This is a genomic window from Promicromonospora sp. NPDC110617, from assembly GCF_055598465.1.
In genome coordinates, this window is sequence record NZ_JBVKBM010000004.1 from 163,297 (window position 1) to 187,603 (window position 24,307).

The window sequence follows — 24,307 nt, forward strand, 5'->3', positions numbered from 1 at the left end:
GGTCCAATGCCATGGCCCCGGACCAGACCAATTCCGCCGACGTGCTGATCGCGCCGGCCCCTGGTCCGGGCGCGCTACGGCACCGGCTGGAGGAGGCGATCCTCCGCGACATCGCCTCCGGCCGCCTGGCCCCCGGCACGGCGCTGCCGCCCAGCCGCACGCTCGCCGACGCCCTCGGCATCTCGCGCTGGGTGGTCACGGAGGCGTACGGGCACCTGGTGGGCAAGGGGGTGCTGGAGGCACGCACCGGGTCGGCGACGCGGGTCGCCGCGGTCGCGCCCGGGCAGCCGTCGGTCGAGCTTGTCGAGACCCGGCACGCTCGACCAGAACCTCGGGGCCCCGGACTCGAACACGCTCCTGACCGTGCCACCCACGACCTCGCCCCCGGCGTGCCCGACCTGCGGCACGTCCCGCGCGACGCCTGGCTGCGCGCGGCCCGTGAGGCGCTCGCGGAGGCGACCAACCAGGACCTGGGCGCGCAGCCGCCCGCCGGGCACCCCGCGGCCCGCGCGGCGGTGGCGACGCACCTCCGGCGCTCCCGGATGGTGTCCGGGCCCGACGACGCCGCCGTGGTGCTCACCCGGGGCGCCGCCGACGGCATGTCCCGGATCGCGGCGGCCCTTGCCGTGGCGGGCCACACGCACCTGCTCGTCGAGGACCCGAGCTGGGCCGCGCTGCGCGACGTCGCCGCCGCGGCGGGCCTCACCCCGGTGCCGGTGCCGGTGGACGACGACGGGATCTCGCCCGTGCGGCTGCGCACCGAGGCCGCCCGGACGGGGGCCCGGGCCGCGCTGCTCACCCCGGCGCACCAGTTCCCGTTGGGCGCGGCGCTGCCGGACGCGCGGCGCGCGGCGCTGCTCGACTGGGCGCGCGAGGTGGACGGGCTGTTGATCGAGGACGACTACGACGCCGAGTTCCGCTACGACCGCCGGCCCGTACCCGCGCTCCAGGGGCTCGACCCGGACCGGGTGCTGCTGCTCGGCTCGACGAGCAAGACGCTGGCCCCGGCGTTCGGGATCGGCTGGATGGTGGTCCCGCAGCGCTGGCGGGCCGCGGTGCTGGACGTGTCCGTGCGCCGGGGACCCGCACCCGGCCCCGCGACGCTGGACCAGCTCACGCTCGCGCGGTTCGTCGGGGACGGCGCCTATGCGCGGTACCTGCGCGCGGCGCGGGCCCGGTACGGCCGGCGCCGGGCCGCGCTCCTGGCCGCCCTGGAGCGCGAGCTGCCCGGCGCGCGGATCGGCGGGATCGCGGCCGGGATGCACGTGACCGTGGACCTGGCCGGGGTACGGGTCGGGCCGGGCGGGGCGGCCGGGGTCGACGCCGCCGGGGTCGACGTTGCCGCGGTCGCCGCCGCCGTCGACGCTGCCGCCGTGGTCGACGACGACGACGCCGTCGACGTTGCCGCCGTCGACGCCGCCGCCGTCGTGCGCGAGGGGGCGGCCCGGGACATCGCGCTCGTCGACCTGCGGCGGTACCAGGCCGCGCCGTCGGCCCGCTCGACCGTGCTCGTCGTCGGCTACGGCAACCTGGCCGACGCGCGGCTGCCGGCGGCGATCCGGGGCCTGCGGGCGGCGGTCGAGGCGGCTTCGGCCGGGCCGCGACGTCCTGCGGCGGGACCCAAGGCCGGCGGCGTCGGCTAGCTCGCGACCTCCGGCAGCCCGGGCACCTGCGCGACCACGGCGGAGCGGACCTCGTCCGGGAGCTGTGACCAGTCGTCGGCGGTGTCCAGGTCGACGGCGGTGCCCGGCCGGTCCACGACCGACGCGGCCAGCCCCCGAGCCTCGGCCTCGGCGAGGTGCGCCGCCAGCGACCCGACGCCGAACCGGAACCGGAACTCCCCTTCGAGGCCCGGGTTTCTTCTCTTTGCGGCCGTCGAAAGCGGAGAAACCCGGGCCTCAAAGGGGAGGAGCAGCAGGTTGGTGCCCGACTTGTACCGGTCTGTAGCGATCACCACCGGGGCGTGTTCGGCGAGCAGGGCCGACACGTCCGCCGGGGTCAGCGCCGGGAGGTCGGCGTGGGCGACCAGGAGGCGGCCCCGACTGGCCGCGGCGGCCGTCCCGTCGCCCGCCGCATCGCCCGCCGCGTCACGCGCCCCGTCGCCCGTCCCGGCACCCGCCACCAGGACCTCCCGGGCGTGCTCCAGCGCGGCGTTCAGGCCCGGCCGGTCGGCGGGCTGCTCCAGCACCTCGACCGGCAGCCCGGCCAGGGTCTCGCGCGCGAAGACCGGGTCCGCCGTCACCACGACCACCCGGTCGATCCCGTCGGCCGCGAGCAGCGTGGACACCACGTGCCGGGCCAGCACGCGGACGAGCCGGCGCCGCGTACCGGCGTCGAGCACCGCGGCGAGCCGGGACTTGCCCGAGACGCCGTCCCGCAGGGGCACCACCGCCGTCGTGCCCCCGCCCTGCCCGGGCGAGCGGGTCATCCGAACGCCAGCAGCTCTCGGGCCAGGCGCTCGCGGCCGGGCGGGCCGCCCATGATCGTGTCGGTGACGTGCACGGTCAGGCCGAGGTCGGCGACGGGGCCGGCGAGGTTCGCGTCGCGCTCGTCGATCACCATGACGTCCACGAGGTCCGCGTAGATCCGGGCCACGCCCAGGGCGGAGACCTCGTGCCCCAGCGACTCCAGGATCTGGGCGGCCGGTCCCTTGATCGCCTGCCCGCCCACGATGGGGCTGACCGCCACGCGCCGGCCGGGGGCGGTCGCCAGCGCGTCCCGGACCCCGGGCACCGCGAGGACCGGCTCGATGGACAGGAACGGGTTGGACGGCGCGAGCACCACCAGCTCGGCGGCCAGCGCGTCGAGCACGCCGGGGGCCGGGCGGGCGACGTCGGCCCCGTCGAAGTGCAGGCCGAGGACGGCGTCCGCGTGCTGCCGTCCCACGAAGTACTCCTGGAAGCCGAGCCGCCCCGACGGGGTGTCCACGAGGGTCGCGAGCCGGTCGTCGGTCGCGGGCAGCACGCGCGGGCGGACGCCCATCGCGGCCGCCAGGTGCGCCGTGACGGCGGACAGGGGCTCACCCCGGCGCAGCCACGCGGTGCGCACGATGTGGGTAGCGAGGTCCCGGTCGCCGAGCGTGAACCAGGTGTCCTCGCCGAGGTCCTTGAGCGCGGACAGCGTCGCGTACGACTCGCCGCGCAGGCCCCAGCCGCGCTCCTCGTCGTTGAGCTCGGCGAGGGTGTAGAGCACGGTGTCGATGTCGGGGGAGATGTCGAGGCCGTGCAGCTCGGTGTCGTCGCCGACGTTCACGACGACGGTCAGGGCCGAGGCCTGGTTTCCGGTGGGTGCCGCGCCGAGCGCGAGATCGAGGCCGTGCGCGAGCCGCGCACCGCCGACCCCGCCGGCGAGGAGGGTGACGTTCACGCGTCGAGCCTACGTGCGCGTCGCCCCGGTCCGTACCTCCCGGACCCGGCCGGAGGGGGCAGGATGGGGGTATGGCTGTCTTCGCGTTCTCCGTAGCCCCCATGACCGCAGGCGAGTCCGTCGCCGACCAGGTCGCCGAGGCTGTCCGCATCGTCCGGGAGTCCGGGCTCCCGAACCGGACCACCTCGATGTTCACCGAGATCGAGGGGTCCTGGGACGAGGTGATGCCGGTGATCCAGCGCGCGACCGACTCCGTCGCGCGCGGCGGGCACCGGGTGTCCCTCGTCATCAAGGCCGACATCCGGCCGGGCGCCGCCGCCGGGCAGATCGACAGCAAGATCGCCCGGGTCGAGGAGCGGCTGGCCGCCGACGAGTCGGAGACCGGCCACTCCTGAGGGGCGCGGCGCCTCCTGAGCGGCGCGGCGCCGGGCGCCGTCCGCGGCGTCGCCTCGCGGCCTCAGCCCAGCAGCATGACGACGGCCAGGGCCACCATCAGGCCCGACGACGCCAGCGCCGTGCCCAGCCTGCCGCGCGGCCCCGACAGGACCCGGCCCAGCAGCGTCCCGCCGAGGGCCAGCACGAGCTGCCACGACGCCGACGCCAGGAACGCGGCGACCCCGAACACGACCGCGGCGACCGGCGCGGCGCCGGTCGCCGCGGCGTCGGGCAGCAGCGCGCCGCCCGTCACGACCACGGCGAAGAACAGGACAGTGCCGGGGTTGATCGCGGTGATCGCCACGAACCTGCCGAAGGCACGCGGCGCGCTGAGCGGGTCGGTGCGCGTCCCGCCGTCCGACGCCGCCCGCTCGCGCCACGCGGTCCACGCGCCGTGGGCGGCGAGCACCACGAGCACGACGGCGGACGCGACCCGGAGCGGACCGGCGACGGGTGCCACCAGGTCGGCGACGATCGTGCCGAAGAGGCCGGTGACCAGGGCGTAGGTGCCGTCCACGGTCGCGATCCCGAGGGCACCGGCCACGCCCACCCGCCACGGGTGCCGGGCGGCCAGTCCCACGAGGTAGGACGCGACGGGTCCCACCGGCAGGGCCACGGCGTACCCGGCGACCAGGCCGGCGAGCAGGACGGGCCACAGCGTGGGCGCGGCGCTCGTCATGGCCCGGGACCCTAGACGTGACAGGACCCCGGGACAAGTCTCACTACACCTTCACCCCCGTGTTTCCGGACACTTGCCAGCGGCCTTTAGGCTAAGGCGGACCGATGCCGCAGGACCCGGGGAGATCACGAGATGCCATTGTTCGAGGTCGATACCCAACGGCCACTCCTCGTGACGTCGGCCAACGGCCCGGACGGCTCCGAACCCGGCCTGAAGACCACGGCCAACCAGGTGGTCGACTCCCACATCGACGGGCTCCTCGGCGAAGAGGTCTTCCCGATCGCGCAGGGTTCCGGCCCGGACGAGCCCCACCTGCTCGCCCTCGACGCGTCGGGCTCGCCCGTCGTCGTGGAGCTCGTGGCAGACCTGGACCGCGAGAACCTCGCCAAGGCGCTCGACCACGCCGGTGCCGCCGGGCGGCTCACCCGCGCCGAGCTCGCGGCGCGCTACCGCGGCGGGGCCAGCTCGTTCCAGCACGATGTCGCCGCCTTCTACGACAGCGTGCCGATCACGCGCACGCAGGCCGGGAAGAACGGCGGCGGGGGCGCGCGGCTCATCATCATCTGCCAGAACGCGCCCGACGAGATCCTCAACGCCGTCGACTTCCTGCGTCAGCCCTCGATGCCCGTCGAGGTGCTGAAGATGGGCGTCGTGAACTCGAACGACGGCCGCAAGTTCCTCGACGTGTCGCCGCTCGTCGTGCACCTGCCGCCCGGTCTTCCGGCCCCGAAGTCGGCGCCGATCGGCGGCACCATCACGAGCTCGGTCAGCACATCCATGGGTACGGGCGTGACCGGCGGGGTCACCGGCGGCGGCGCCTCGGCGCCCAAGGACGCCTTCGAGGAGGGCGTGAAGGTCGGCTACGCCCTCACGGGCAAGATGCCGGTCGTCGCCCAGGCCCCGCAGGCCCGGTCCGAGCGCCCCGCGCCGCCCAAGCCGCCCGTGGCCGACGGCCCGTCCAGCCCCACCAACGCGGCGACCGGCCTCCGGTCGAGCCTCCGCGGGGGTGCCCAGCGGGGCACGCCCGAGCGCGCCGCCGGCACCCGCGCCGGCCGCCGGGCGCAGGCCGCGGCGTCGTCCGAGGCGGCGCCGGCCCAGGTCACGCCGGCCGACGTGCCGCCGAGCCCGCCGGCCCCGCCGAGCACGCCGGCCCCGCCGAGCGCCCCGGTCTCCCGGGTGCGCCCGGGTGCGGAGTCCCGTCCGACGCCGAGCACGCCGCCGCGCCTCGCCGCGAGCCGGTCCTCCCTGGGCGGCGCGAGCGCGCCGGCCCGCGCGGAGACCCCCGCCGAGCCGGTGCCCGCCCCGGCCCCGGCACCCGCCCCGTCGGTGCGCCGCCGCTCGCGCACCGACCGGTTCGCGGCCTCCAGCCAGCCGGACGAGCCGGCACCGGGCTACCCGGCGTCCGGCCCGACGCCGTCCGCCGACGCGCCGTACGCGCCCCCGCCGCCCCCCGCGCCGCAGCAGGCCGAGGAGAACCTCTGGCAGCCCGCGCCGTACGACGAGGCGCCCGCCTACGCCGCCGCGCCCGAGCCGGAGACGCCGGACTTCGAGATCACCCGGCCCCGCTACGAGCGCGAGCCCGCCTTCCAGTCCGAGTCGTCCTTCGCGCCCGCGTCCGCCGCGCCCGCGTACGACTACTCCGCCGAGGCCTCCGGCTACGGCGACCAGGGCGGCTACGGCTACGGCGAGCAGCCCGGCTACCAGTCGCCCTACGCCGACGGCCCGGCGCCGGTCGTGGTGGAGCAGAGCCCGTGGGAGTCCGGCGGCTACCTGGCCGGCCCGGACGACGGCTACGGGCAGACGTCGTTCGCCGCCGACCCCTACCCGTCGAGCGCCCCCGAGGCGCCGGCCCGCCCGGTGCCGCCGGGCGAGAGCATCCGGGCCAGCACCCCGATGCTGTTCGAGGAGGAGGACGACCCCGACCTGGAGGCGCTGGCCCGCAGCATCGGCATGCCCACCCGGATCGTGTGGTCGCGCCCGCGGCGCAACCAGCACTTCGAGGCGATGCTCCTGCCGGACGGCGCCATCGAGCTGGCCAACGGCGCCCGGTACCGGCACCCGGACTCGGCCGCCACCGCGGCCTCGGGCTCGTACACCGCGGACGGCTGGAGTGTGTGGCGCATCGGCGACACCGGCCCCACCCTCGTGGAGGAGTTCTCCCGCCGGTTCGCCTGAGCCTGTACGGGCCGGCCGGCGCGGGCCGGACGGCCTGCGCCGGCCGGTCAGCCCGAGGCGCGCACCACGAGCTCGGGCACGAAGGTCTCCGACCCGCCCGTGGTCCCGCCGTCGAGCTCGGCGAGGAGCAGCCGCGCCATCGCGTCGGCCATGTCCTCGACGGGCTGGCGCACGGTGGTGAGCGGGGGATGGGCCTGCGCGGCGACGCTCGAGTCGTCGAACCCCACCACCGCGACGTCCCGGGGCACGTCCCGGCCGGCGGCCCGCAGGGCGGTGGAGACGCCGTCCGCCATGAGGTCGTTCGCGGCGAAGACGCCGTCGACGTCCGGCCGGGCGGCCAGCAGCGCCCGGGCCGCGGCCTCGCCGCCCGGGCGCGTGAAGTCGGCCGGGACCACCTCCGGTGCACGCAGACCCGCGGCGCGCACCCCGTCCAGGAACCCCTGCAGCCGCTCGTGCCCGAACGGCGCGTCGGCGGGCCCGGCGACCACCGCGAGCCGGGTGCGCCCGGACGCGGCGAGGTGCTCGGCGGCCAGCCGCCCGCCCGCGGCCTGGTCCAGGTCGACCCAGGCGACGTCCGGCACGGTGGTGCGGGTCGAGAGCACGAGCGGGACGGCGAGGCCGGCGAGCCGCGCGGGCAGCGGGTCGGCCGAGCTGGACGTGATGAGCAGGACGCCGTCGACGTGCCCCTGCCGCACGTAGCGCACCACCTGCTCGTGGGCGGGCGGGTCGGCCGGGATGATCGCGAGGTGGATGTTGCGGGGCCGCAGCACCGCCTGCGCCCCCGCCGTCACGCGGCCCACGTACGGGTCGGTGAAGAGGCGTTCGAGGAACGGCAACGGCGAGCGCTGCTCGGGCGGCTCCGACACCACGAGCGCGACGGAGCCCGTGCGGCGCGTCACGAGCGACCGGGCCGCGAGGTTGGGCACATAGCCGGTCTCGTCGATCGCCCGGCGCACCACCTCGACGATCCCGGGATCGACGGTGGCTACCCCGTTGATCACCCGCGACACGGTCGCGCGTGACACCCCGGCAACGGAGGCGACGACCTCCAGGGTGGGACGGTTCGGCACGAGCCCTTTATACCCCCACCCCCACCCCCACCCGTCACCGCTGAGTGCTGGGTATTTGTGGTCCACAGGCTGCGAACCCCGCAAATACCCAGCACTCAACGAGGTCGGGTTACTGGTAGACGCGGACGTAGTCGACCAGCATGCGGGACGGGAACGGGGTGCTCGCGTCCGGCGGGCCCGGCCAGTCACCGCCCACCGCGAGGTTGAGGATCAGGTAGAACTCGTGGTCGTAGACCCACGGCCCGCGGGTGGACTCCACGGTGTCCTTGTCGGCGTAGAAGACGTCGCGGCCGTCGAGCGAGAACTGGATGCCATCGCTGTCCCACTCCGCGGCCCAGGTGTGGAACCCGTCCGAGATCTTCGAGCCGTCAGGCAGGGTGTACGCCCCGCCGTAGCCGCCCCCGCCGTTGTACGCCGGGGCGTGCAGGGTGGAGTGGGCCTGGGTCGGGTTCTGGCCGATGAACTCCATGATGTCGATCTCCCCGTTGTACGGCCACGGGCGGCCGTCCAGGAAGTCGGAGCCCATCATCCAGAACGCGGGCCACAGGCCGCGGCCCTCCGGCACCTTCACGCGCGCCTCGAACCGGCCGTACTGGGCGTGGAACGTGGTGGACGTGTTCATGCGGTGCGACGTGTACTGCCGCCCGTCGCGGTCCTCCCGCCGGGCCTCGAGCACGAAGTTGCCCTGGCCGTCCTGGAACCCGTTGCCGCTCGGGGTGTAGACCTGCTGCTCGTTGTTCTGCGGCAGGCCGGCGTCGATGTGCCACTTCGAGCCGTCGGCGGGCGTGCCCGCAGCGCCGTTGAACTCGTCGCTCCACACCAGGTCGAGGTCGTCGAAGTCGGGGTCGGCGGGCTCGGCCGGGGGAGCGGTGGGCGCGCCGCCCGTGCCGTAGACCTGGAACTCCCACAGCGAATAGCCGTACGGCCCGCTCCGGTCGCGCAGGTGCACGCGCACGTGCCGGCCGTCCGCGTCGAGCGGGATGGTCTGCTTGAAGCCGGTGCCGTTCGTGGTGGTGTGCACGGTGCGCCACGTCGAGCCGTTGTCGGACACCTCGATGTCGAAGGTCGTGGCGAACGCCGGGTCCCACTGCAGCACGACGCTGCTGACGTGCGCGGCGGCGCCGAGGTCGACGGCGATCCAGCCCTCGTCGACCCAGCCCGTGTCGGGGCTGACGGCCCAGCGGCTGGCCGGGTCGAGGTCGAAGGCCTTGTCGGGGGAGCAGAGCCAGCAGTTGCCGTCGTTCTGCGAGCTGGAGGCGCTGCCCTGCTTGCCGTAGGAGAGCAGCGAGGTGTCGGTGGGCGTGCCGCCTCCGGTGCCGAACACCTGCAGCTCCCACAGCGAGACGCCCCACTGGGTGGCGCGCTGGGTGACCCAGAGGCGCAGGTAGCGCCCGGAGCCGTCGACGTCGAGGTTCTGGTCCCCTCCGGTGCTGGTCGTGGTCGAGTAGATCGTGGACCACGCCGCGCCGTCGGCGGAGGTCTCCAGGCGGAAGCCGGACGCGTACGCCGTCTCCCAGTCGAGGACGACCCGGTCGATCGCCTGGACGGAGCCCAGGTCGACGCGGATCCACTGGTTGTCGGCGGCGGCGCTGGACCAGCGGGTGCCGGGGTCACCGTCGACGGCGGCGGCGCCGGTGCTCCAGTCGAACTCGGTGCTGGAGGTGGTGACCGGCCGGCCCTGGGAGAGCGGTTCGGCGGCGGCCGAAGCGGTGGTGACCTGGGTGATCGCCCCCAGGGCGAGAAGGGCTGCGGCGGTGGTGGCCGCCGCGAGCGTGCGGACGTGTCTGCGCATGTGACGTGCTCCTTCGAACGTCGGTCTGGCACGTTGAGCCATCTGAGAGAGCGCTCTCTGAGATGGTCGCGGACATTCCGGACCCCGGTCAAGGCTTTCGACGAACTTTGCTGACCGACCTGTAAGTGAGGGCGGTCGGAGCCAGGTCAGGGCCGGACGACGACCTTGCCGAACTGTCCGCCCTCGTCCAGGCGTGCCAGGCCCTCGGCGGCCTTCGCGAGCGGCACCTCGGCGTCGATCACCGGGCGGACGCCGGCCCGGGCGCAGAACCGGGCGAGCGCGCCCAGGTCCTCCCGCGAGCCCATGGTGACGCCCTGGACCCGGATCTCCTGGAAGAAGATGCGGGTCAGCTCGGCCGGGGGAGCGTCGCCCGACGTCGCGCCGCACACCAGCACCGAGCCGCCCGGCCGCACCGAGCGGATCGAGTGCGCCCACGTGGCCTGACCCACCGACTCGAGCACCGCGTCGACGCGTGCCGGCAGCCGGGCGCCGGTCTCGACGGCGCCCGCCGCGCCCAGCGCGACGGCCCGCTCCCGCTTCTCGGCGGAGCGCGACGTCACCCAGACCTCCAGGCCCGCCGCCGCGCCCAGGACGACCGCCGCCGTCGCCAGCCCGCCGCCCGCGCCCTGCACCAGCACGCGGTCGCCCGGCGTGAGGCCGCCCTGCGTGAACAGCATCGTGTACGCGGTGAGCCACGCCGTCGGCAGGCACGCGGCCTCCTCGAACGACAGCTCGGCGGGCTTCGGTACCAGGTTCGCGGTGGGCACCGCGACCCGCTCGGCGAGGGTCCCGGGGTAGCGCTCCGAGAGGAGCGAGCGGGGTTCCTTCGGCCCGACGCCGTGGCCGTCGGCCCCGATCACGCCGTGCACGATCACCTCGGACCCGTCCGGGGCCATGCCCGCGGCGTCGGTGCCCAGGATCATCGGCAGCTGCTGCTCCCGCAGGCCTACACCGCGCAGCGACCACAGGTCGTGGTGGTTCAGGGACGAGGCCCGGACCTCCACGGTGGTCCAGTGCTCCGGGGCCTCCGGCTCGGGTCGCTCGCCCACCTCCAGGCCGTCGAGCGGGCTGTCGGGCGAGAAGCGGGTCACGTAGGCGGCAAGCATGCGGCCGACCCTAGCCGAGGCCCGACCAGCCGGCCGGGACGCTGCCCAGCCGCACCCGCTGCGGATGGTCGCCCACCGGCACCGACGCGATCCTCCGCCCGGTCGCGAAGTCGACGGACGTCACCTGGTCGGCACCCGACTCCGAGACGACGCACGCCGTGCCGTCGCCCGTCACGGTGGTCCAGTACGGCTTGTCGACGTCGACCAGCGGGCCCTCGGCGAGCGTGGCCCGGTCCACGATCACGGCGTAGTCGTCCATGGTCCCGGCGACACAGAGGTGCTCGCCCGAGGGCTGCATGGTGAGGCCGTGGTGGCGCGAGTCGTTCACCATCTCGTCGCGGCGGCCCTCGAAGACGCGCGGCAGCGTCTTGACCCGGGTGATCCGGTCGCTCGCGACGTCGTACTCCAGGAAGCCGCCGAAGAAGGACACCTGGAAGTACAGCTTCGACCCGTCCGGGCTGAACGTGGCGGGGCGGACGGCGTCGGACAGGGTGCCCAGCCCCGCGGCGTCGAGCCGGTCGCGCATGTCGATCTCGCGCACCACCTCGAACGTCTCGGCGTCGGCCACGGTGATCACCCGGTCGCCCTTGAGGAAGTCGAGGGCGGGGTCGTCGAGGTCGTTGTTGACCTCGCCGATGGACATGTTCCAGATCAGGCCGTCGGACGTGTAGACGTTCTCGTGCGGCTTGTCGCCCGTGGGGAACGAGCCGGCCTCGGCGCCGGTCTCGATGTCCAGCACGTGCACCCGGTTCCCGGTCGACGCCGAGACGGCGACCTGGGTCCCGTCCGGGGACACCGCCATGTGGTCGGCCCGCAGCCCGGACACCGGGAACCGCCACTCGACCTCGCCCGTGGCCAGGCTCAGGGAGACGACGTCGGCGAAGCTCGGCCGCGACACCACGAGGGAGGAGCCGTCGGGCGTGGTGTACATGTCGTCCGCGAACTGGTCGTGCCCCTCGCCCACGGTCTCGCGGATGACCAGGAACGCCGCCAGCCGCACCGGGTCGCGGTAGATCTCGCGCATCCGCTGCTCGCGGTCGGGGATCACGTCCACCTGCCCGACGGGCGTGAGGTCCGGGCCCGAGGACAGCACGGAGGCCGTGCCGTCCCAGTTGTTGGCGACGAACAGCACCTCCCGCGGCGGCGGGTCGGCCTGCGCCGGGACGGCGGCGGTGGCCGCGACCGAGGTCGCGAGGCCGAGCGAGGCAAGGATGGAGAGTGCACGGCGCTGTGTCACTGGACGCTCCTCTTCGTCGGGCCGGTCGGCGTCGACCGGCCCGACGAAGGTTACTGGAGCCAGGTTCAGTAACGAAAGATCACCCGGCGGACTGCTCCGTGCCGATGTCGAACATCCACGAGATGCCGTACTTGTCGGTGAGCGCCCCGTAGTAGTCGCCCCACGGGGCGAGCTCGAGCGGCTGGCCCGGCGTCGCGCCGTCGGACAGCTTCTCGTAGGCGCTCTTGATGTAGTCGTGGTCGTCCGGGCCGCCGGTCAGGGACACGGTGACGCCACTGGTGGGCGCCACGTACTCCATGAACGACGGCGTGTCGGCCGCCATGATCGTGAGGCCGCCCGGGGCGTCGAGCTGGCCGTGCATGACGAGGTCCTTGTCCTCGTCGGGTGTGGGCATCCCCTCCATCGGGGTTCCACCGAAGGTGCTGACGGCGAGCTCGCCGCCGAGCACGGACTGGTAGAAGTCCAGGGCGTCCTTGGCCTCGGACTTGAAGCTGAGGTACGGGTTGAGCTTTGCCATACGGCCACGCTAAGCCTGGGGCTCACGGACCGCGCGACGGCTACCCGAGGAACTCGCTCACCATCGGGCCGATCTGGTCCGCCTCGACCAGGAACCCGTCGTGCCCCACGTCGCTCGTCACGATCCGCAGCGACTCCGCCCGCGGGATCCAGCGCGCGAGCCGCGCGGACTGGGCGGGCGGGAACAGCCGGTCGCTGTCCACCGCCACCACCAGGGTGCGTGCGGCGATCTGGCTCAGCGCGTTCTCGACCCCGCCGCGATCGCGGCCCAGGTCGTGCGACAGCATCGACTCGGTGAGCACCAGGTAGGAGTTGGCGTCGAACCGGCGCGCGAGCTTGTCGCCGTGGTGCTCCAGGTACGACTGCACGGCGAACCGGCCGCCCGCGAACGGGTCCTCGCCACCCTGCGGGAGGCGGCCGAAGCGCTGGTCCAGCTCGTAGCCCGTGCGGTACGTCGTGTGCGCGATCTGGCGGGCGATGCCCAGGCCGGTGTGCGGGCCGTCGTCGTCGGCCGCGTCGTAGTAGTCGCCGCCGCGGAAGCGCGGGTCCACGCGGATGGCGGCGAGCTGCGGGTGCGCCCACGCGATCTGGTCCCCGCCGGTCTGGGCGGTCGTCGCGATGGCCGCGACGTTGCGCACGGGGATGCCGGACTCGGGCCCCAGCAGCGCCCACTCCAGCACGCGGAGCCCGCCCATCGAGGCGCCGATCACGAGGTCCCACGACCCGATCCCGAGCTCCCGGGTCAGCGCGATCTCCACGGCCACCTGGTCGCGGGTCGTGACGTAGGGGAAGCGGCCGCCCCAGGGGCGCCCGTCGTCCGCCGTCGACGACGGTCCGGTCGTGCCCTGACAGCCCCCGAGCGCGTTGGGCGCCACCACGAAGTACCGGTCCGTGTCGATGGGGCGGCCGGGGCCGACCATCTCGCTCCACCACCCGGCGGTCACGTGCCCCGCCCCGGCCTCGCCGGTGACGTGCGAGTCGCCCGTGAGGGCGTGCAGCACGAGCACGGCGTTCGAGCCGTCGGCGTTCAGCGTGCCCCAGGTCTCGTAGGCCACGCGGACGGCGGGCAGGCGGTCGCCGGCCTCCAGCTCGAACGCGCCGACGTCGGCGAACTGCCGGCGCCCGGGGTCGTCGCCCTCGCGCCAGGCGCCGCTCGGCGGCACGGGCGGCTTGCTCCGGGCGCGCGAGGTCTCGACGGGTCCGGCCGGGCCGGGCGTGGTGACGTCGCCCCCGCCGTGCGTGTCCTGCGGCACGGAGAAGGGGACGCTCGTGGTGCGGATGCTCGGGTCAAGGGCACCGTGAGCGGCCTTCGGGGTGGTGACGGCCATGGCTCCTCCTGCGGCTCGGGGTGGTGGGCGGGCACCGAAGGGTTTCCGGTGCCCGCCCCGGGTACTGCGGGTGGATCAGTCCGTCTCGCCGCCCAGGAGGTTCTTGGCGGCGGTGAAGCCGAGCTCCAGGTCGGCCAGGATGTCCTCCACGTTCTCCAGGCCCACCGCGAGGCGGACCAGGCCGGGCGTGACGCCCGAGAGCGCCTGCTCGTCCGGCGTGAGCTGGGAGTGGGTGGTGGACGCGGGGTGGATCACGAGCGAGCGGACGTCGCCGATGTTCGCCACGTTGGAGTGCAGCTGCAGGGCGGAGACGAACGCCTGGCCCGCCTCGGTGCCGCCGTCGAGCTCGAAGGCGAGCACCGCGCCGGCGCCCTGCGGCGCGTACTTCTGGGCGTTGCCGTACCAGGGTGAGCTCTCCAGGCCCGCGTAGTGGACGCCGCGGACGTCGTCCCGGGCCTCCAGCCACCGGGCGACGTGCTGCGCGTTGGCGACGTGCCGCTCGACCCGCAGCGAGAGCGTCTCCAGGCCCTGGGCGAGCAGGAAGGCGTTGAACGGGGAGATCGCCGCGCCGAGGTCGCGCAGGAGCTGGACGCGCGCCTTGAGCACGAACGCCAGGTTGGCGCCCAGCGCGCCGTCGACGCCGAGGTCCCGGGCGAACACCAGACCGTTGTAGCTCGGGTCCGGCGTGTTGAAACCGGGGAACCGCTCGGGGTCGGCCGCGAAGTCGAACCGGCCGCCGTCGACGATCACGCCGCCGATCGCGCTGCCGTGGCCGCCCAGGTACTTCGTCGCCGAGTGGACGACGATGTCGGCGCCGTGCTCGAACGGGCGGATGAGGTACGGCGTGGCGACGGTGTTGTCCACGATCAGCGGGACGCCGGTCTCGTGGGCCACCGCGGCGACGCCCTCGATGTCGAGCACGTCGGAGCGCGGGTTCGGGATGGTCTCGCCGAAGAACGCCTTGGTGTCGGGGCGGACGGCGGCGCGCCAGGCGTCGAGGTCGTGCGGGTCGTCCACGAACGTGGTCTCGATCCCGAACTTGGGCAGCGTGTGGTGCAGCAGGTTGTAGGTGCCGCCGTAGAGGCTCGCGGAGGCCACGATGTGGTCGCCCGCCTGGGCGAGGTTCAGGATCGCGAGCGACTCCGCGGCCTGGCCCGACGCGACCAGCAGGGCGCCGACGCCGCCCTCCAGGCTGGCGATCCGGTCCTCCACCACCTGCTGCGTGGGGTTGCCGATGCGGGTGTAGATCGGGCCGAGGTCCTTCAGGGCGAACCGGTCCGCCGCGACCCCGGCGTCAGGGAACACGAACGACGTGGTCTGGTAGATCGGCAGGGCGCGGGCGCCCGTGGTGGGGTCCGGCTCCTGGCCGGCGTGGATCTGGCGGGTCTCGAACGACCACTGGGGCTGAGTCATGGCTCTCCCTGCTTCCTCTGCGGTGTGGCGTGCTTCTGGCTGAACTGACCGAGCGGTGCCGCGGCGTGCCCCGGAGGGCCTGCGCATCAGGGGATGGGTCCGCGGCGGGGTCGAGGGCGCGCACGCGGAGGTCGGCCGACCGGCCGAGGGCAGGCGAACGTGCGCTGGATCAGCAACAACACATTCGACGAGTCATGGTGTGACCGTAGACGCACCAAGGCGAGGTCGAAAGACATGTCTTGAATCGTGAGATGCAGAAATGAGACACCGCGGGCGACTCCGGGCCCGTGTCGTCCTATGCGCCGTTTTGCCTTCCGGATGCGCACTTCGGATGCTCGGGGCACATTTGGACCGGTAGTAACAACGAAGTGATTCACAGGATCCGCGCAAGGCGACACGCCGAAGGGGTGCGGATCGGAAGGGGGATCATGCGACGGATTCACGCCGTGCTGGCACTCCGGGCCCTCGGGGCCGCGGTCCTCGCTCTGGGGCTGGTGTTCCCGTGGGGTCCGACTGCGCAGGCAGACCCGCCCGCCGACCCACCCTCCGCCCAGGAGGCGCAGGCCGCCCGCGACGCGGTCGCTGCCGGCACCCTCGACGTCGAGCAGGCCGAGGCCGCGCTCGCGACGCTCCGCTCCGAGCTCCAGGCGGCACAGGTCCGCGTACAGGTCGCGGCCGCCGACTACGCCGAGGCCCAGCAGGCCGTCGAGCAGGCGGAGCGGGAGGTGGCGGAGGCCCGGTCCGCGGCCGCAAAGGCGCACCGGGGCGAGGTGGCGGCGCGGGGGAGCCTGGCCGAGGTGTACCGGGCGTCGTCGCGCGACGACGGCCTGGGCTCGCTCGGCGTCGCGCTCCGGGCGGACTCGGTGACCGACATGGTGGGCCGCAGCGCGGCCGAGCGCGCGGTGCAGCGCAAGATCGGTGGGGCCCTGGCGGAGTACCAGGACGCGCGGGCGACGTCGGAGTCCGCCGACGCGCGCTGGACGGCGGCGAAGAAGGAGCTCGACGCGGCCGCCGAGCGGGCCGGGACCGCGTTCGACGCGGCCCAGGCCGCGGCGGCGGACCTGGAGACGCGCACCCGGGCGGCCGAGGTGGAGCGGCAGGCCCTGGTGGAGCGGCTCGCGGAGCTGCGGCAGACGAGCGTGCGGATCGAGCGCGAGCGGGAGGCCGCCCGGGCCGCCGCCGCGGAGGCCGCGCGCGAGGCCGCGGCGCGGGCGGAGCTCGAACGGCAGCAGGAGGCCCGCGACGCGGCTCGGGCGGAGGCCCGGGCCGAGGAAGAGCCCGCGGGGGAGTCGGGCAGTTCGGGCGGTTCCGGGGGTTCCGGCGGCGGCTCCGGCTCCGGCTCCGGCTCAGGCGGTGGCGGCGGCACGACGTCGGAACCGCCGGCGCCCGCACCCGCTCCGGCCGTCCCGCCCACCTCAGGGGTCTCCGCCGGGTCGGCGGGCCGGGGGATCGGCGCCGTGACCTGGGCCCGGACCAAGCTGGGCGCGCCGTACCTGCTCGGCGCCGCGGGGCCGACGTCGTACGACTGCTCGGGCCTGACGATGATGTCGTGGGCGAGCCAGGGCGTGGACATCACGCGGACGTCGCGCTCCCAGTACCTGGCGGTCGGCAAGGTGGGCTACGGGGCGCTGCGGCCAGGTGACCTCATCTTCTACGGCTCGGACCCGAGCGACCCGTCGTCGATCTACCACGTCGCCATGTACACGGGCGGCGGCATGATGATCGAGGCGACGCTGCCGGGGCACCCGCTGTCGGAGAACCCGCTGCGCCTGTCGAGCGCGATGCCGTACGCGGGCCGGCCCTAGACGAGTCAGACGCACAGGTCACCGGAGTGACCTGTGCGTCTGACGCGTGCGGGGTGCGGGCCGTTCAGTGCTTGTCGTAGTAGCCCGTGTCCTTGGCGCGCTGGATCGAGCGGACGATCTCCGCCTCGGCGTCGGCGCGGCCGACCCAGTGGGCGCCCTCGACGGACTTGCCGGGCTCCAGGTCCTTGTAGACCTCGAAGAAGTGCTGGATCTCCAGGCGGTGGAAGTCCGAGACGTCGTCGATGTCCTGGCGCCACGCCGCGCGCTGGTCACCGGTCGGCACGCACAGCACCTTGTCGTCGCCGCCGGCCTCGTCGCGCATGCGGAACATGCCGAGGGCGCGGCACTTGATCAGGCAGCCGGGGAACGTGGGCTCCTCCAGCAGGACGAGCGCGTCCAGGGGGTCGCCGTCCTCGCCGAGGGTGCCCTCGATGAAGCCGTAGTCGTCCGGGTAGCGCGTCGAGGTGAAGAGCATGCGGTCGAGGCGGATGCGTCCGGTCTCGTGATCCACCTCGTACTTGTTCCGCTGACCCTTGGGGATCTCGATCGTGACGTCGAACTCCACGCCGATGTGCTCCAGTTCTCGATGATGGTCGCCGAAGTGTCTTACCGCGGCGGCGGTCTTGCGCCTGTCCAGTGTGCCATGTGTCCTGTGTCCCGACCGTGACCTGTGGTCAGAACCACTGTCCGTGTTCGGCATAATTCGCAGCGTGCGCGACGCGCGCGGGAACCGGTGGCAGGTGTGGGTGAAATTTCCCGTGAATCGCCGCTGTCGTACACGCCGCGTGGTTTGCCGCGACTAGAGTTGGCGATGGCTTTCACGTGACGATCGAGAGGATGCCCATGGAGTGGGGGTTGCGCTCCGGCGCTGCCGTCGCCGCGGTCGTCGCACTGTTCGGTGGGTACCTGGTGGCGGACGCGTACGACATGGTCCCCGGCATGCTCACGACCGCCGCGCCCTGGCCCGAGCCGAGTCCCTTCCCGTCGGCCCCGGGGGCGGTCGACGGGCCCGCGCCCGTCGCGCTCCTGGAGGACCTCCCGGACGACGCCCCGGTGCCGGACAGCGTGGAGATGCAGCGCCTGGTCAGCGACCTGGCCAAGGACAAGCGGCTCGGCTCGCGCGTGGGCGTCGTGGTGGCGGACGGCGCGACCGGCGAGGTGCTCGGCTCGTCGAGCCCGGACAAGCTCATGACCCCCGCGTCCACGCAGAAGCTGTTCACCGGCGTCGCCGCGCTGCGGTCGTCCATGGCGAACAGCACCCTGGACACCAAGGCCGTGCTCGTCGACGACAACACGGTGGTGCTGGTCGGTGGCGGCGACATGATGCTGGCCGAGGGCAAGGGCGACCCAAACGCGGTTAACGGCCGGGCCGGGCTGGCGGATCTCGCCCAGCAGGTCGCCGCCAAGATCAAGGTCACAGGTGACACCGAGGTGCGGGTCGCGCTCGACGACACGCTCTTCACCGGTGACGAGATCGCGCCGACCGTCGCCAGCCCCGACATCGCGGCCGGCTACATCGCGCCCGTCTCGTCCGTCGGGATCAACGTGGGCCTGCTGTCGGACGGCTACACCGACAACGGTCCCCGCGCGTCCGACCCGGGCAAGTACGCCGCCGAGGCGTTCTCCGCGGCCCTGGAGGACCAGGGGCTCAAGACCGCCGGGGCCGTGGTGGACGAGAACGCCCCGGACGACGCGCGGGTGCTCGGCGAGGTCAGCTCGGCCCCGCTCGCGGAGGTCGTCGGGTTCGCCATGCAGTACTCGGACAACACGATCACCGAGGTGCTCGGGCGGCTCGTCGCGGTGGACGCCGGCCTGCCGGGCTCCAACGACGGCGCAACGCAGGCCGTGATCGCCGCCGCGAAGGACCTCGGCGTCGACATGACCGGCGCGCGCCTGCGGGACTGCTCCGGGCTCGGCGACGGCTCCTACCTCAGCGGGCAGCAGCTCGCCGACCTGCTCGGGGTCATGGTCGACCCCACGAACCCCGAGCTGCGCAGCGAGGCCGCCGGCATGCCCATCGCCGGGCTGACGGGCACGCTCGCGGCCAGCCACGGCCGGTTCACGGGCGACAACCCCGCCCAGGGGCTCGCGCGGGCCAAGACCGGGAGCCTGCCCAAGGTGCGCGCGCTCGCCGGGACCGTGATCACCGCCGACGACCGGCTGCTCGTCTTCTCCGTGCTCGCCGACTCGATCCCGGCCAAGCAGACGGCGGGCGCCACGTCCATCTACGACGACTTCGTCGGGGACCTCGCGGCGTACTCCGCCCAGGGCTGACGCGCGACCGCTCCTGGCCGTTACCGTGGTCCGGTGACCCAGGCCTCCGCAACCCCTCAGATCGTCGACTGGTCGGCGGCCGCCCAGATCGCGGCCCGTCTCGCCGCGCCCGGCCCCCGCGCGGACCGGGACGAGCTCGACTCCCTGGTGAGCGGCCTGCGGACGGCGGCGGGCGACGCCGTCGGGCACGTGCTGGAGACCACGCGCATGACGCCGGCCGCACAGCCCGCCGGTGGCACCGCGCTGAGCCCGGTCGCGGTGGTGGACCGGGCGACCTGGGCCCGCGCGAACACCCAGTCGATGGCCGTCATGACGGACGGGATCGGCGCCGTCGTCGCCGAGGTCTCCAAGGGCGCCACCTCGGCCGGCGCCCAGATGGCCGGCGCCGCCGAGATCGGGGCGGTGCTCGCCCTGCTCAGCGGTCGGGTGCTCGGCCAGTTCGACCCCTACTCCGGGCCCGGGCGCCTGCTCCTCGTCGCCCCCAACGTGCTCCAGGCCGAGCGCGCGCTGGAGGTCCCGGCAGCGGACTTCCGCCTCTGGGTCTGCCTGCACGAGCAGACGCACGCCCTCCAGTTCGCCGCGGCGCCCTGGCTCTCGGGGCACCTGAGCGGTCGCACGCGGGGCCTGGTCACGGGCATGGCGCGGACCTCGGCTGAGCTGGCCAAGGCCCGGTTCGACCGGAAGATCGCCGTGATCGGGCGGAGCGTGCTCGACGCCCTGCGGGGTGAGGGCGGCACCATCATGGACGGCGTGCTGACGCACGAGCAGAAGGCGGAGCTCGCCGACATCACCGCCGTCATGGCCCTCCTGGAGGGGCACGCCGACGTGATGATGGACGCCGTCGGGCCGCGGGTGGTGCCGTCCGTGCGGCGCATCCGGGCCAAGTTCGAGCGGCGGCGCGACGGCGAGGGCCGCAGCACGTTCGACGTCGTCGTGCAGAAGCTGCTCGGCATGGAGGCCAAGCTCGCCCAGTACCGCGACGGGGCCGCGTTCGTGCGGTCCGTCGAGCGGACCGTGGGGCGCGAGGGGCTCAACGCCGTCTGGACCGGGCCCGAGAACCTGCCGACCGCGCGGGAGATCGCCGACGCCCGCGCGTGGGTGCGCCGGGTGCACGGCTGACCGTGGCCAGGGTCGACCCCGCCGTCGCCGCGGCCCGTACCGCGGTCCGGGCGGCGCTGTCCGGCCTGGCCCCGGACGACCTCGTGCTCGTCGCCTGCTCCGGCGGGGCCGACAGCCTCGCGCTGGCCGCCGCGGTGGCCTTCGAGGCCCGCCGCGTCGGGCGGTCGGTGCGGTCGCGCGGCCACGCCGTCCGGGCGGGCGCGGTGATCGTGGACCACGGGCTGCAGGCGGGGTCGGCCGACGTCGCCGCCCGGGCCGCCGCGCAGTGCCGTGCCCTGGGCCTGGACCCGGTGCTGGTGCGGCGCCCCGACCGGCCGGACGGCCCGGACCCCGCCGGACCCGAGGCCGCCGCCCGCACGATGCGGTACGGCGCGTTCGAGGAGGCGGCCGCCGAGACCGGTGCCCGCCGGGTGCTGCTCGGGCACACCCTCGACGACCAGGCGGAACAGGTGCTGCTCGGCCTCGCGCGCGGCGCCGGCGCACGCTCGCTCGCCGGGATGCCGCGCGAGCGGGGCATCTTCGCCCGGCCCTTCCTCGGCCTGCGCCGCGCGCAGACCGAGGCGGTGTGCGCGGCGTCCGGCCTCGACTTCTGGACCGACCCGACCAACCTGCTGCCCGACGCCAGGCCCGGCGGGCCTGACCTGGCGAGCGGCGGGCCCGACCGGCCGGGCGGCGACGGCGGGTTCACGCCGCTGCGCTCGCAGGTGCGCGGCCGTGTGCTGCCGGTGCTCGAGGCGACGCTCGGGCCGGGCGTCGCCGAGGCCCTCGCCCGCACGGCGGACCAGGCCCGGGACGACGCCGACCTGCTGGACTCCCTCGCGGCCGACCTCCTGGCGCAGGCGGGGGCGGCGACGCAGGACACGACGGCGCAGGACAGGACGGTGCGCGACACGACGGCGCAGGACGGCGCCGCGGCACCGGACGGCGCGGCACCCGAACCCGGCGAGCGCGCCCTCGACGTCGGCGTCCTCGCCGCGGCCCACCCGGCCCTGCGGCGCCGGGCCCTGCGGCTCGCGGCGCTCGCGGCCGGCTGCCGGCCCACGGACACCACCACGCGGCACGTCGACGCGCTCGACGCGTTCGTTGTGTCCTGGAGCGGCCAGGGCCCGGCCGGGCTCCCGGGCGGCGCACGGGCGCGTCGTGCGTGTGGCAGGCTTTTCCTGCGCGCCGCGCCGACCGGGACCTCGGACGGCTGGACCGGCGTCAGACCCCCCACAACGACTCAGGAGTGACCCGTGGACAAGTCCGACGTCGGATCCGACCTCGCAGAGGTGCTGCTCACCGAGGAGCAGCTCAGCAAGAAGCTCGACGAGATGGCTGCCCAGATCGACGCGGACTACGCGGGCAAGGACCTGCTGCTGGTCGGCGTGCTCAAGGGCGCGGTCATGGTGATGGCCGACCTGTCCCGCCGCCTGCACCACAAGGCGCAGATGGACTGGATGGCCGTGTCGTCCTACGGCTCGGGCACCAAGTCCTCCGGGGTGGTGCGCATCCTGATGGACCTCCGGTCCGACCTGACGGGCCGCAACGTGCTCATCGTCGAGGACGTCATCGACTCGGGCCTCACCCTGTCATGGCTGGTCTCGAACCTGCGCTCGCGCGGCCCCGAGTCGGTCGAGATCGCCTCGATGCTCCGCAAGCCGGACGCCGCGCAGGCCGACGTCGACGTGAAGTACCTCGGCTACGACATCCCGAACGAGTTCGTGGTGGGCTACGGCCTCGACTACGCCGAGAACTATCGCAACCTGCCGTTCGTTGCCACCCTGGCACCGCACGTCTACGGCGGCTGAACGGTGCCCGTCCCGGACGGTTCGTCGCGTCCGGGCGAGTGTGGCCCAGGAGTCACATGCTCTGGGCGAACACTCGGGGCTCCTCTCAGGGAGACCATGTAGTTTCGACGGATACATCTTGCGCGAGCGGAGGGAAACGGGGCCTAGTCCCCGTCGCCGATGAACATCAAGAAGCTTCTGAGTGGGCCCGTCATCTGGATCCTGGTCGCCTTGGTCGTGGTGACGCTGGCCATCTCAGCACTGAACCAGCCCAACGTCTCGCGAATCGAGACGTCACAGGGGATCGAGCTGCTCGAGGGCAGCACGGTGAAGCATGCCCTCATGGTCGAAGGCGAGCAGCGGGTCGAGCTCGAGCTCACCAAGGCATACAAGTCGACCGAGGGTGACGGCGACGCCGCCGAGGAGGTCGACCACGGCAAGACGGTCGAGTTCTTCTACACGGTGCCGCAGGGCGACCGGGTCGAGGACGCGATCGTGAAGTCCGACCCGGCCGACGGGTTCGACTCGGAGGTGCCGCAGCCCAGCTTCTGGTCCTCCATGCTGTCGGTGCTGATCCCGTTCCTGCTGATCGGTGTCGTGTTCTGGTTCCTGCTGTCGCGGGCGCAGGGCGGCGGCAACCGGGTCATGGGCTTCGGCAAGTCCAAGGCGAAGCTCGTCAGCAAGGACACCCCGCAGGTGACCTTCGCCGACGTCGCGGGTGCGGACGAGGCCGTCGAGGAGCTCCAGGAGATCAAGGAGTTCCTCGCCGAGCCCACCAAGTTCCAGGCCGTGGGCGCCAAGATCCCCAAGGGCGTGCTCCTGTACGGGCCGCCCGGTACCGGCAAGACGCTCATCGCGCGCGCCGTCGCGGGCGAGGCCGGCGTGCCGTTCTACTCGATCTCCGGCTCGGACTTCGTCGAGATGTTCGTCGGCGTGGGCGCCAGCCGTGTGCGCGACCTGTTCGAGCAGGCCAAGCAGAACTCCCCGGCGATCATCTTCGTCGACGAGATCGACGCCGTCGGCCGCCACCGCGGTGCCGGCATGGGCGGCGGGCACGACGAGCGCGAGCAGACGCTGAACCAGATGCTCGTCGAGATGGACGGCTTCGACGTCAAGACGAACGTCATCCTCATCGCCGCGACCAACCGGCCCGACATCCTGGACCCGGCCCTGCTGCGTCCGGGCCGCTTCGACCGGCAGGTCGCCGTGGAGGCCCCGGACCTCAAGGGCCGCGAGGCGATCCTCAACGTGCACGCGCAGGGCAAGCCGATGGTCCCCGAGGTGGACCTCGCGGCCGTCGCCCGCCGTACCCCGGGCTTCACGGGCGCCGACCTGGCGAACGTGCTGAACGAGGCCGCCCTGCTCACCGCGCGCAGCGGCGCCCAGCTCATCGACGACCGCGCGCTCGACGAGGCGATCGACCGCGTCGTGGCCGGCCCGCAGAAGCGCACCCGCGTGATGCAGTCCAAGGAGCAGAAGATCACCGCCTACCACGAGGGCGGGCACGCCCTGGTGGCCGCGGCGATGCGCTACACGGACCCCGTCACCAAGGTGACGATCCTGCCGCGCGGCCGCGCCCTGGGCTACACGATGGTGATGCCGCTGGAGGACAAGTACTCGACCACGCGCAACGAGCTGCTCGACCAGCTCGCCTACGCGATGGGCGGGCGCGTGGCCGAGGAGATCGTGTTCCACGACCCCACCACGGGCGCCTCGAACGACATCGAGAAGGCCTCGGCCATCGCCCGCAAGATGGTCACCGAGTACGGCATGAGCGAGCGGGTCGGCGCCATCAAGCTCGGCACGAGCTCGGGCGAGCCGTTCCTGGGCCGTGACTACGGGCACGAGCGGGACTACTCCGAGGCGGTCGCGGGCACCATCGACAACGAGGTGCGCAAGCTCGTCGAGGCCGCGCACGACGAGGCGTGGGAGGTGCTGACCCAGTACCGCGACGTGCTCGACGACCTGGTGCTGCGCCTGCTCGAGAAGGAGACGCTGAACCAGAAGGAGCTCGCGGACGTCTTCGCGCCCGTCGAGAAGCGCGCCGCACGCGACGTCTGGCTCTCCAGCGAGCAGCGCACCGTGCACACGCGCGGCCCCGTGCTGACGCCCAAGGAGCTGGCGGCCCAGAACGGCCACCCCGCCGTGGTGCCGCAGGACGAGGCCGTGGTGGATGCTCCGACACCGTCTGACGACGTACACCCCGACCCGTCGAACTGACCG

The 24,307-nt window shown here is 73.9% G+C and carries 20 protein-coding genes; 9 read left to right on the top strand and 11 right to left on the bottom strand.

What is annotated here, in order from left to right; all coding sequences use genetic code 11:
* Positions 1 to 11: 11 nt before the first annotated feature.
* A complete protein-coding gene (locus ACZ7LE_RS22555) occupies positions 12 to 1,643 on the top strand; it encodes an aminotransferase-like domain-containing protein (RefSeq protein ID WP_470405472.1) in 1,632 nt (543 codons plus the stop codon).
* Here ACZ7LE_RS22555 and ACZ7LE_RS22560 read toward each other — a convergent pair.
* A complete protein-coding gene (locus tag ACZ7LE_RS22560) occupies positions 1,640 to 2,428 on the bottom strand; it encodes an NTP transferase domain-containing protein (protein ID WP_470405473.1) in 789 nt (262 codons plus the stop codon). The two genes, ACZ7LE_RS22555 and ACZ7LE_RS22560, sit on opposite strands and share 4 nt — an antisense overlap.
* Positions 2,425 to 3,366, bottom strand: a complete 942-nt coding sequence (gene cofD, locus ACZ7LE_RS22565; RefSeq protein ID WP_470405474.1) for a 2-phospho-L-lactate transferase — start codon at positions 3,364 to 3,366, stop codon at positions 2,425 to 2,427. The genes ACZ7LE_RS22560 and cofD overlap by 4 nt, the downstream gene beginning before the upstream one ends.
* Before the next feature lie 71 nt (positions 3,367 to 3,437).
* Here cofD and ACZ7LE_RS22570 point away from each other — a divergent pair, with 71 nt between their 5' ends.
* Complete coding sequence (locus tag ACZ7LE_RS22570) at positions 3,438 to 3,761, top strand: thiamine-binding protein (RefSeq protein WP_020017921.1); 324 nt, start codon at positions 3,438 to 3,440, stop codon at positions 3,759 to 3,761.
* A 62-nt stretch (positions 3,762 to 3,823) separates the two neighbouring features.
* Here the strand turns inward: ACZ7LE_RS22570 and ACZ7LE_RS22575 are convergent, their stop codons facing one another.
* Positions 3,824 to 4,480: a LysE family translocator gene (locus tag ACZ7LE_RS22575; RefSeq protein WP_470405475.1), complete on the bottom strand. Its 657-nt coding sequence runs from the start codon at positions 4,478 to 4,480 to the stop codon at positions 3,824 to 3,826.
* A gap of 132 nt (positions 4,481 to 4,612) precedes the next feature.
* Between ACZ7LE_RS22575 and ACZ7LE_RS22580 the strand changes: the two genes are divergently transcribed.
* The gene (locus tag ACZ7LE_RS22580) at positions 4,613 to 6,655 is read left to right on the top strand and encodes a restriction system modified-DNA reader domain-containing protein (protein WP_470405476.1); all 2,043 of its coding nucleotides are present in this window, start codon (positions 4,613 to 4,615) and stop codon (positions 6,653 to 6,655) included.
* Positions 6,656 to 6,702: 47 nt separating this feature from the next.
* Here ACZ7LE_RS22580 and ACZ7LE_RS22585 read toward each other — a convergent pair whose 3' ends face one another.
* From ACZ7LE_RS22585 to ACZ7LE_RS22615, 7 genes are all read right to left on the bottom strand, one after another.
* The gene (locus tag ACZ7LE_RS22585; protein ID WP_470405477.1) at positions 6,703 to 7,725 is read right to left on the bottom strand and encodes a LacI family DNA-binding transcriptional regulator; all 1,023 of its coding nucleotides are present in this window, start codon (positions 7,723 to 7,725) and stop codon (positions 6,703 to 6,705) included.
* Positions 7,726 to 7,834: 109 nt separating this feature from the next.
* Positions 7,835 to 9,517: a discoidin domain-containing protein gene (locus ACZ7LE_RS22590; RefSeq protein ID WP_470405478.1), complete on the bottom strand. Its 1,683-nt coding sequence runs from the start codon at positions 9,515 to 9,517 to the stop codon at positions 7,835 to 7,837.
* A gap of 146 nt (positions 9,518 to 9,663) precedes the next feature.
* On the bottom strand, positions 9,664 to 10,623 hold the full coding sequence (locus ACZ7LE_RS22595; RefSeq protein ID WP_470405479.1) for a zinc-binding dehydrogenase: 960 nt from the start codon (positions 10,621 to 10,623) through the stop codon (positions 9,664 to 9,666).
* A gap of 10 nt (positions 10,624 to 10,633) precedes the next feature.
* Positions 10,634 to 11,860: a YncE family protein gene (locus ACZ7LE_RS22600; protein ID WP_470405480.1), complete on the bottom strand. Its 1,227-nt coding sequence runs from the start codon at positions 11,858 to 11,860 to the stop codon at positions 10,634 to 10,636.
* Between the two features lie 79 nt (positions 11,861 to 11,939).
* Positions 11,940 to 12,377 carry a VOC family protein gene (locus tag ACZ7LE_RS22605; RefSeq protein ID WP_470405481.1) on the bottom strand — a complete coding sequence of 146 codons (438 nt, stop codon included), beginning with the start codon at positions 12,375 to 12,377 and terminating at the stop codon, positions 11,940 to 11,942.
* Positions 12,378 to 12,417: 40 nt separating this feature from the next.
* Positions 12,418 to 13,704 (bottom strand): homoserine O-acetyltransferase MetX, encoded by a 1,287-nt coding sequence (gene metX, locus ACZ7LE_RS22610; protein WP_470405482.1) that lies wholly within the window; start codon positions 13,702 to 13,704, stop codon positions 12,418 to 12,420.
* A 75-nt stretch (positions 13,705 to 13,779) separates the two neighbouring features.
* On the bottom strand, positions 13,780 to 15,117 hold the full coding sequence (locus tag ACZ7LE_RS22615) for a bifunctional o-acetylhomoserine/o-acetylserine sulfhydrylase (RefSeq protein ID WP_470405483.1): 1,338 nt from the start codon (positions 15,115 to 15,117) through the stop codon (positions 13,780 to 13,782).
* Positions 15,118 to 15,545: 428 nt separating this feature from the next.
* Between ACZ7LE_RS22615 and ACZ7LE_RS22620 the strand changes: the two genes are divergently transcribed.
* Positions 15,546 to 16,922: a C40 family peptidase gene (locus ACZ7LE_RS22620; RefSeq protein WP_470405484.1), complete on the top strand. Its 1,377-nt coding sequence runs from the start codon at positions 15,546 to 15,548 to the stop codon at positions 16,920 to 16,922.
* A 64-nt stretch (positions 16,923 to 16,986) separates the two neighbouring features.
* Here ACZ7LE_RS22620 and ACZ7LE_RS22625 read toward each other — a convergent pair whose 3' ends face one another.
* Entirely contained in the window at positions 16,987 to 17,487 is a 501-nt protein-coding gene (locus tag ACZ7LE_RS22625; protein WP_119141774.1) for an inorganic diphosphatase, read from the bottom strand.
* 257 nt (positions 17,488 to 17,744) lie between these two features.
* Between ACZ7LE_RS22625 and dacB the strand changes: the two genes are divergently transcribed.
* The 5 genes from dacB to ftsH all read left to right on the top strand — a co-directional run bounded on the left by dacB (position 17,745) and on the right by ftsH (position 24,304).
* Positions 17,745 to 19,196 (top strand): D-alanyl-D-alanine carboxypeptidase/D-alanyl-D-alanine endopeptidase, encoded by a 1,452-nt coding sequence (dacB, locus tag ACZ7LE_RS22630; protein WP_470405485.1) that lies wholly within the window; start codon positions 17,745 to 17,747, stop codon positions 19,194 to 19,196.
* A gap of 33 nt (positions 19,197 to 19,229) precedes the next feature.
* Positions 19,230 to 20,315 (top strand): zinc-dependent metalloprotease, encoded by a 1,086-nt coding sequence (locus ACZ7LE_RS22635; RefSeq protein WP_470405486.1) that lies wholly within the window; start codon positions 19,230 to 19,232, stop codon positions 20,313 to 20,315.
* A gap of 2 nt (positions 20,316 to 20,317) precedes the next feature.
* On the top strand, positions 20,318 to 21,547 hold the full coding sequence (tilS, locus tag ACZ7LE_RS22640) for a tRNA lysidine(34) synthetase TilS (protein WP_470405487.1): 1,230 nt from the start codon (positions 20,318 to 20,320) through the stop codon (positions 21,545 to 21,547).
* Between the two features lie 3 nt (positions 21,548 to 21,550).
* Positions 21,551 to 22,105: a hypoxanthine phosphoribosyltransferase gene (gene hpt / locus ACZ7LE_RS22645; RefSeq protein WP_285105341.1), complete on the top strand. Its 555-nt coding sequence runs from the start codon at positions 21,551 to 21,553 to the stop codon at positions 22,103 to 22,105.
* A 159-nt stretch (positions 22,106 to 22,264) separates the two neighbouring features.
* Positions 22,265 to 24,304 (top strand): ATP-dependent zinc metalloprotease FtsH, encoded by a 2,040-nt coding sequence (gene ftsH, locus ACZ7LE_RS22650; RefSeq protein ID WP_470405488.1) that lies wholly within the window; start codon positions 22,265 to 22,267, stop codon positions 24,302 to 24,304.
* Positions 24,305 to 24,307 lie beyond the last annotated feature (3 nt).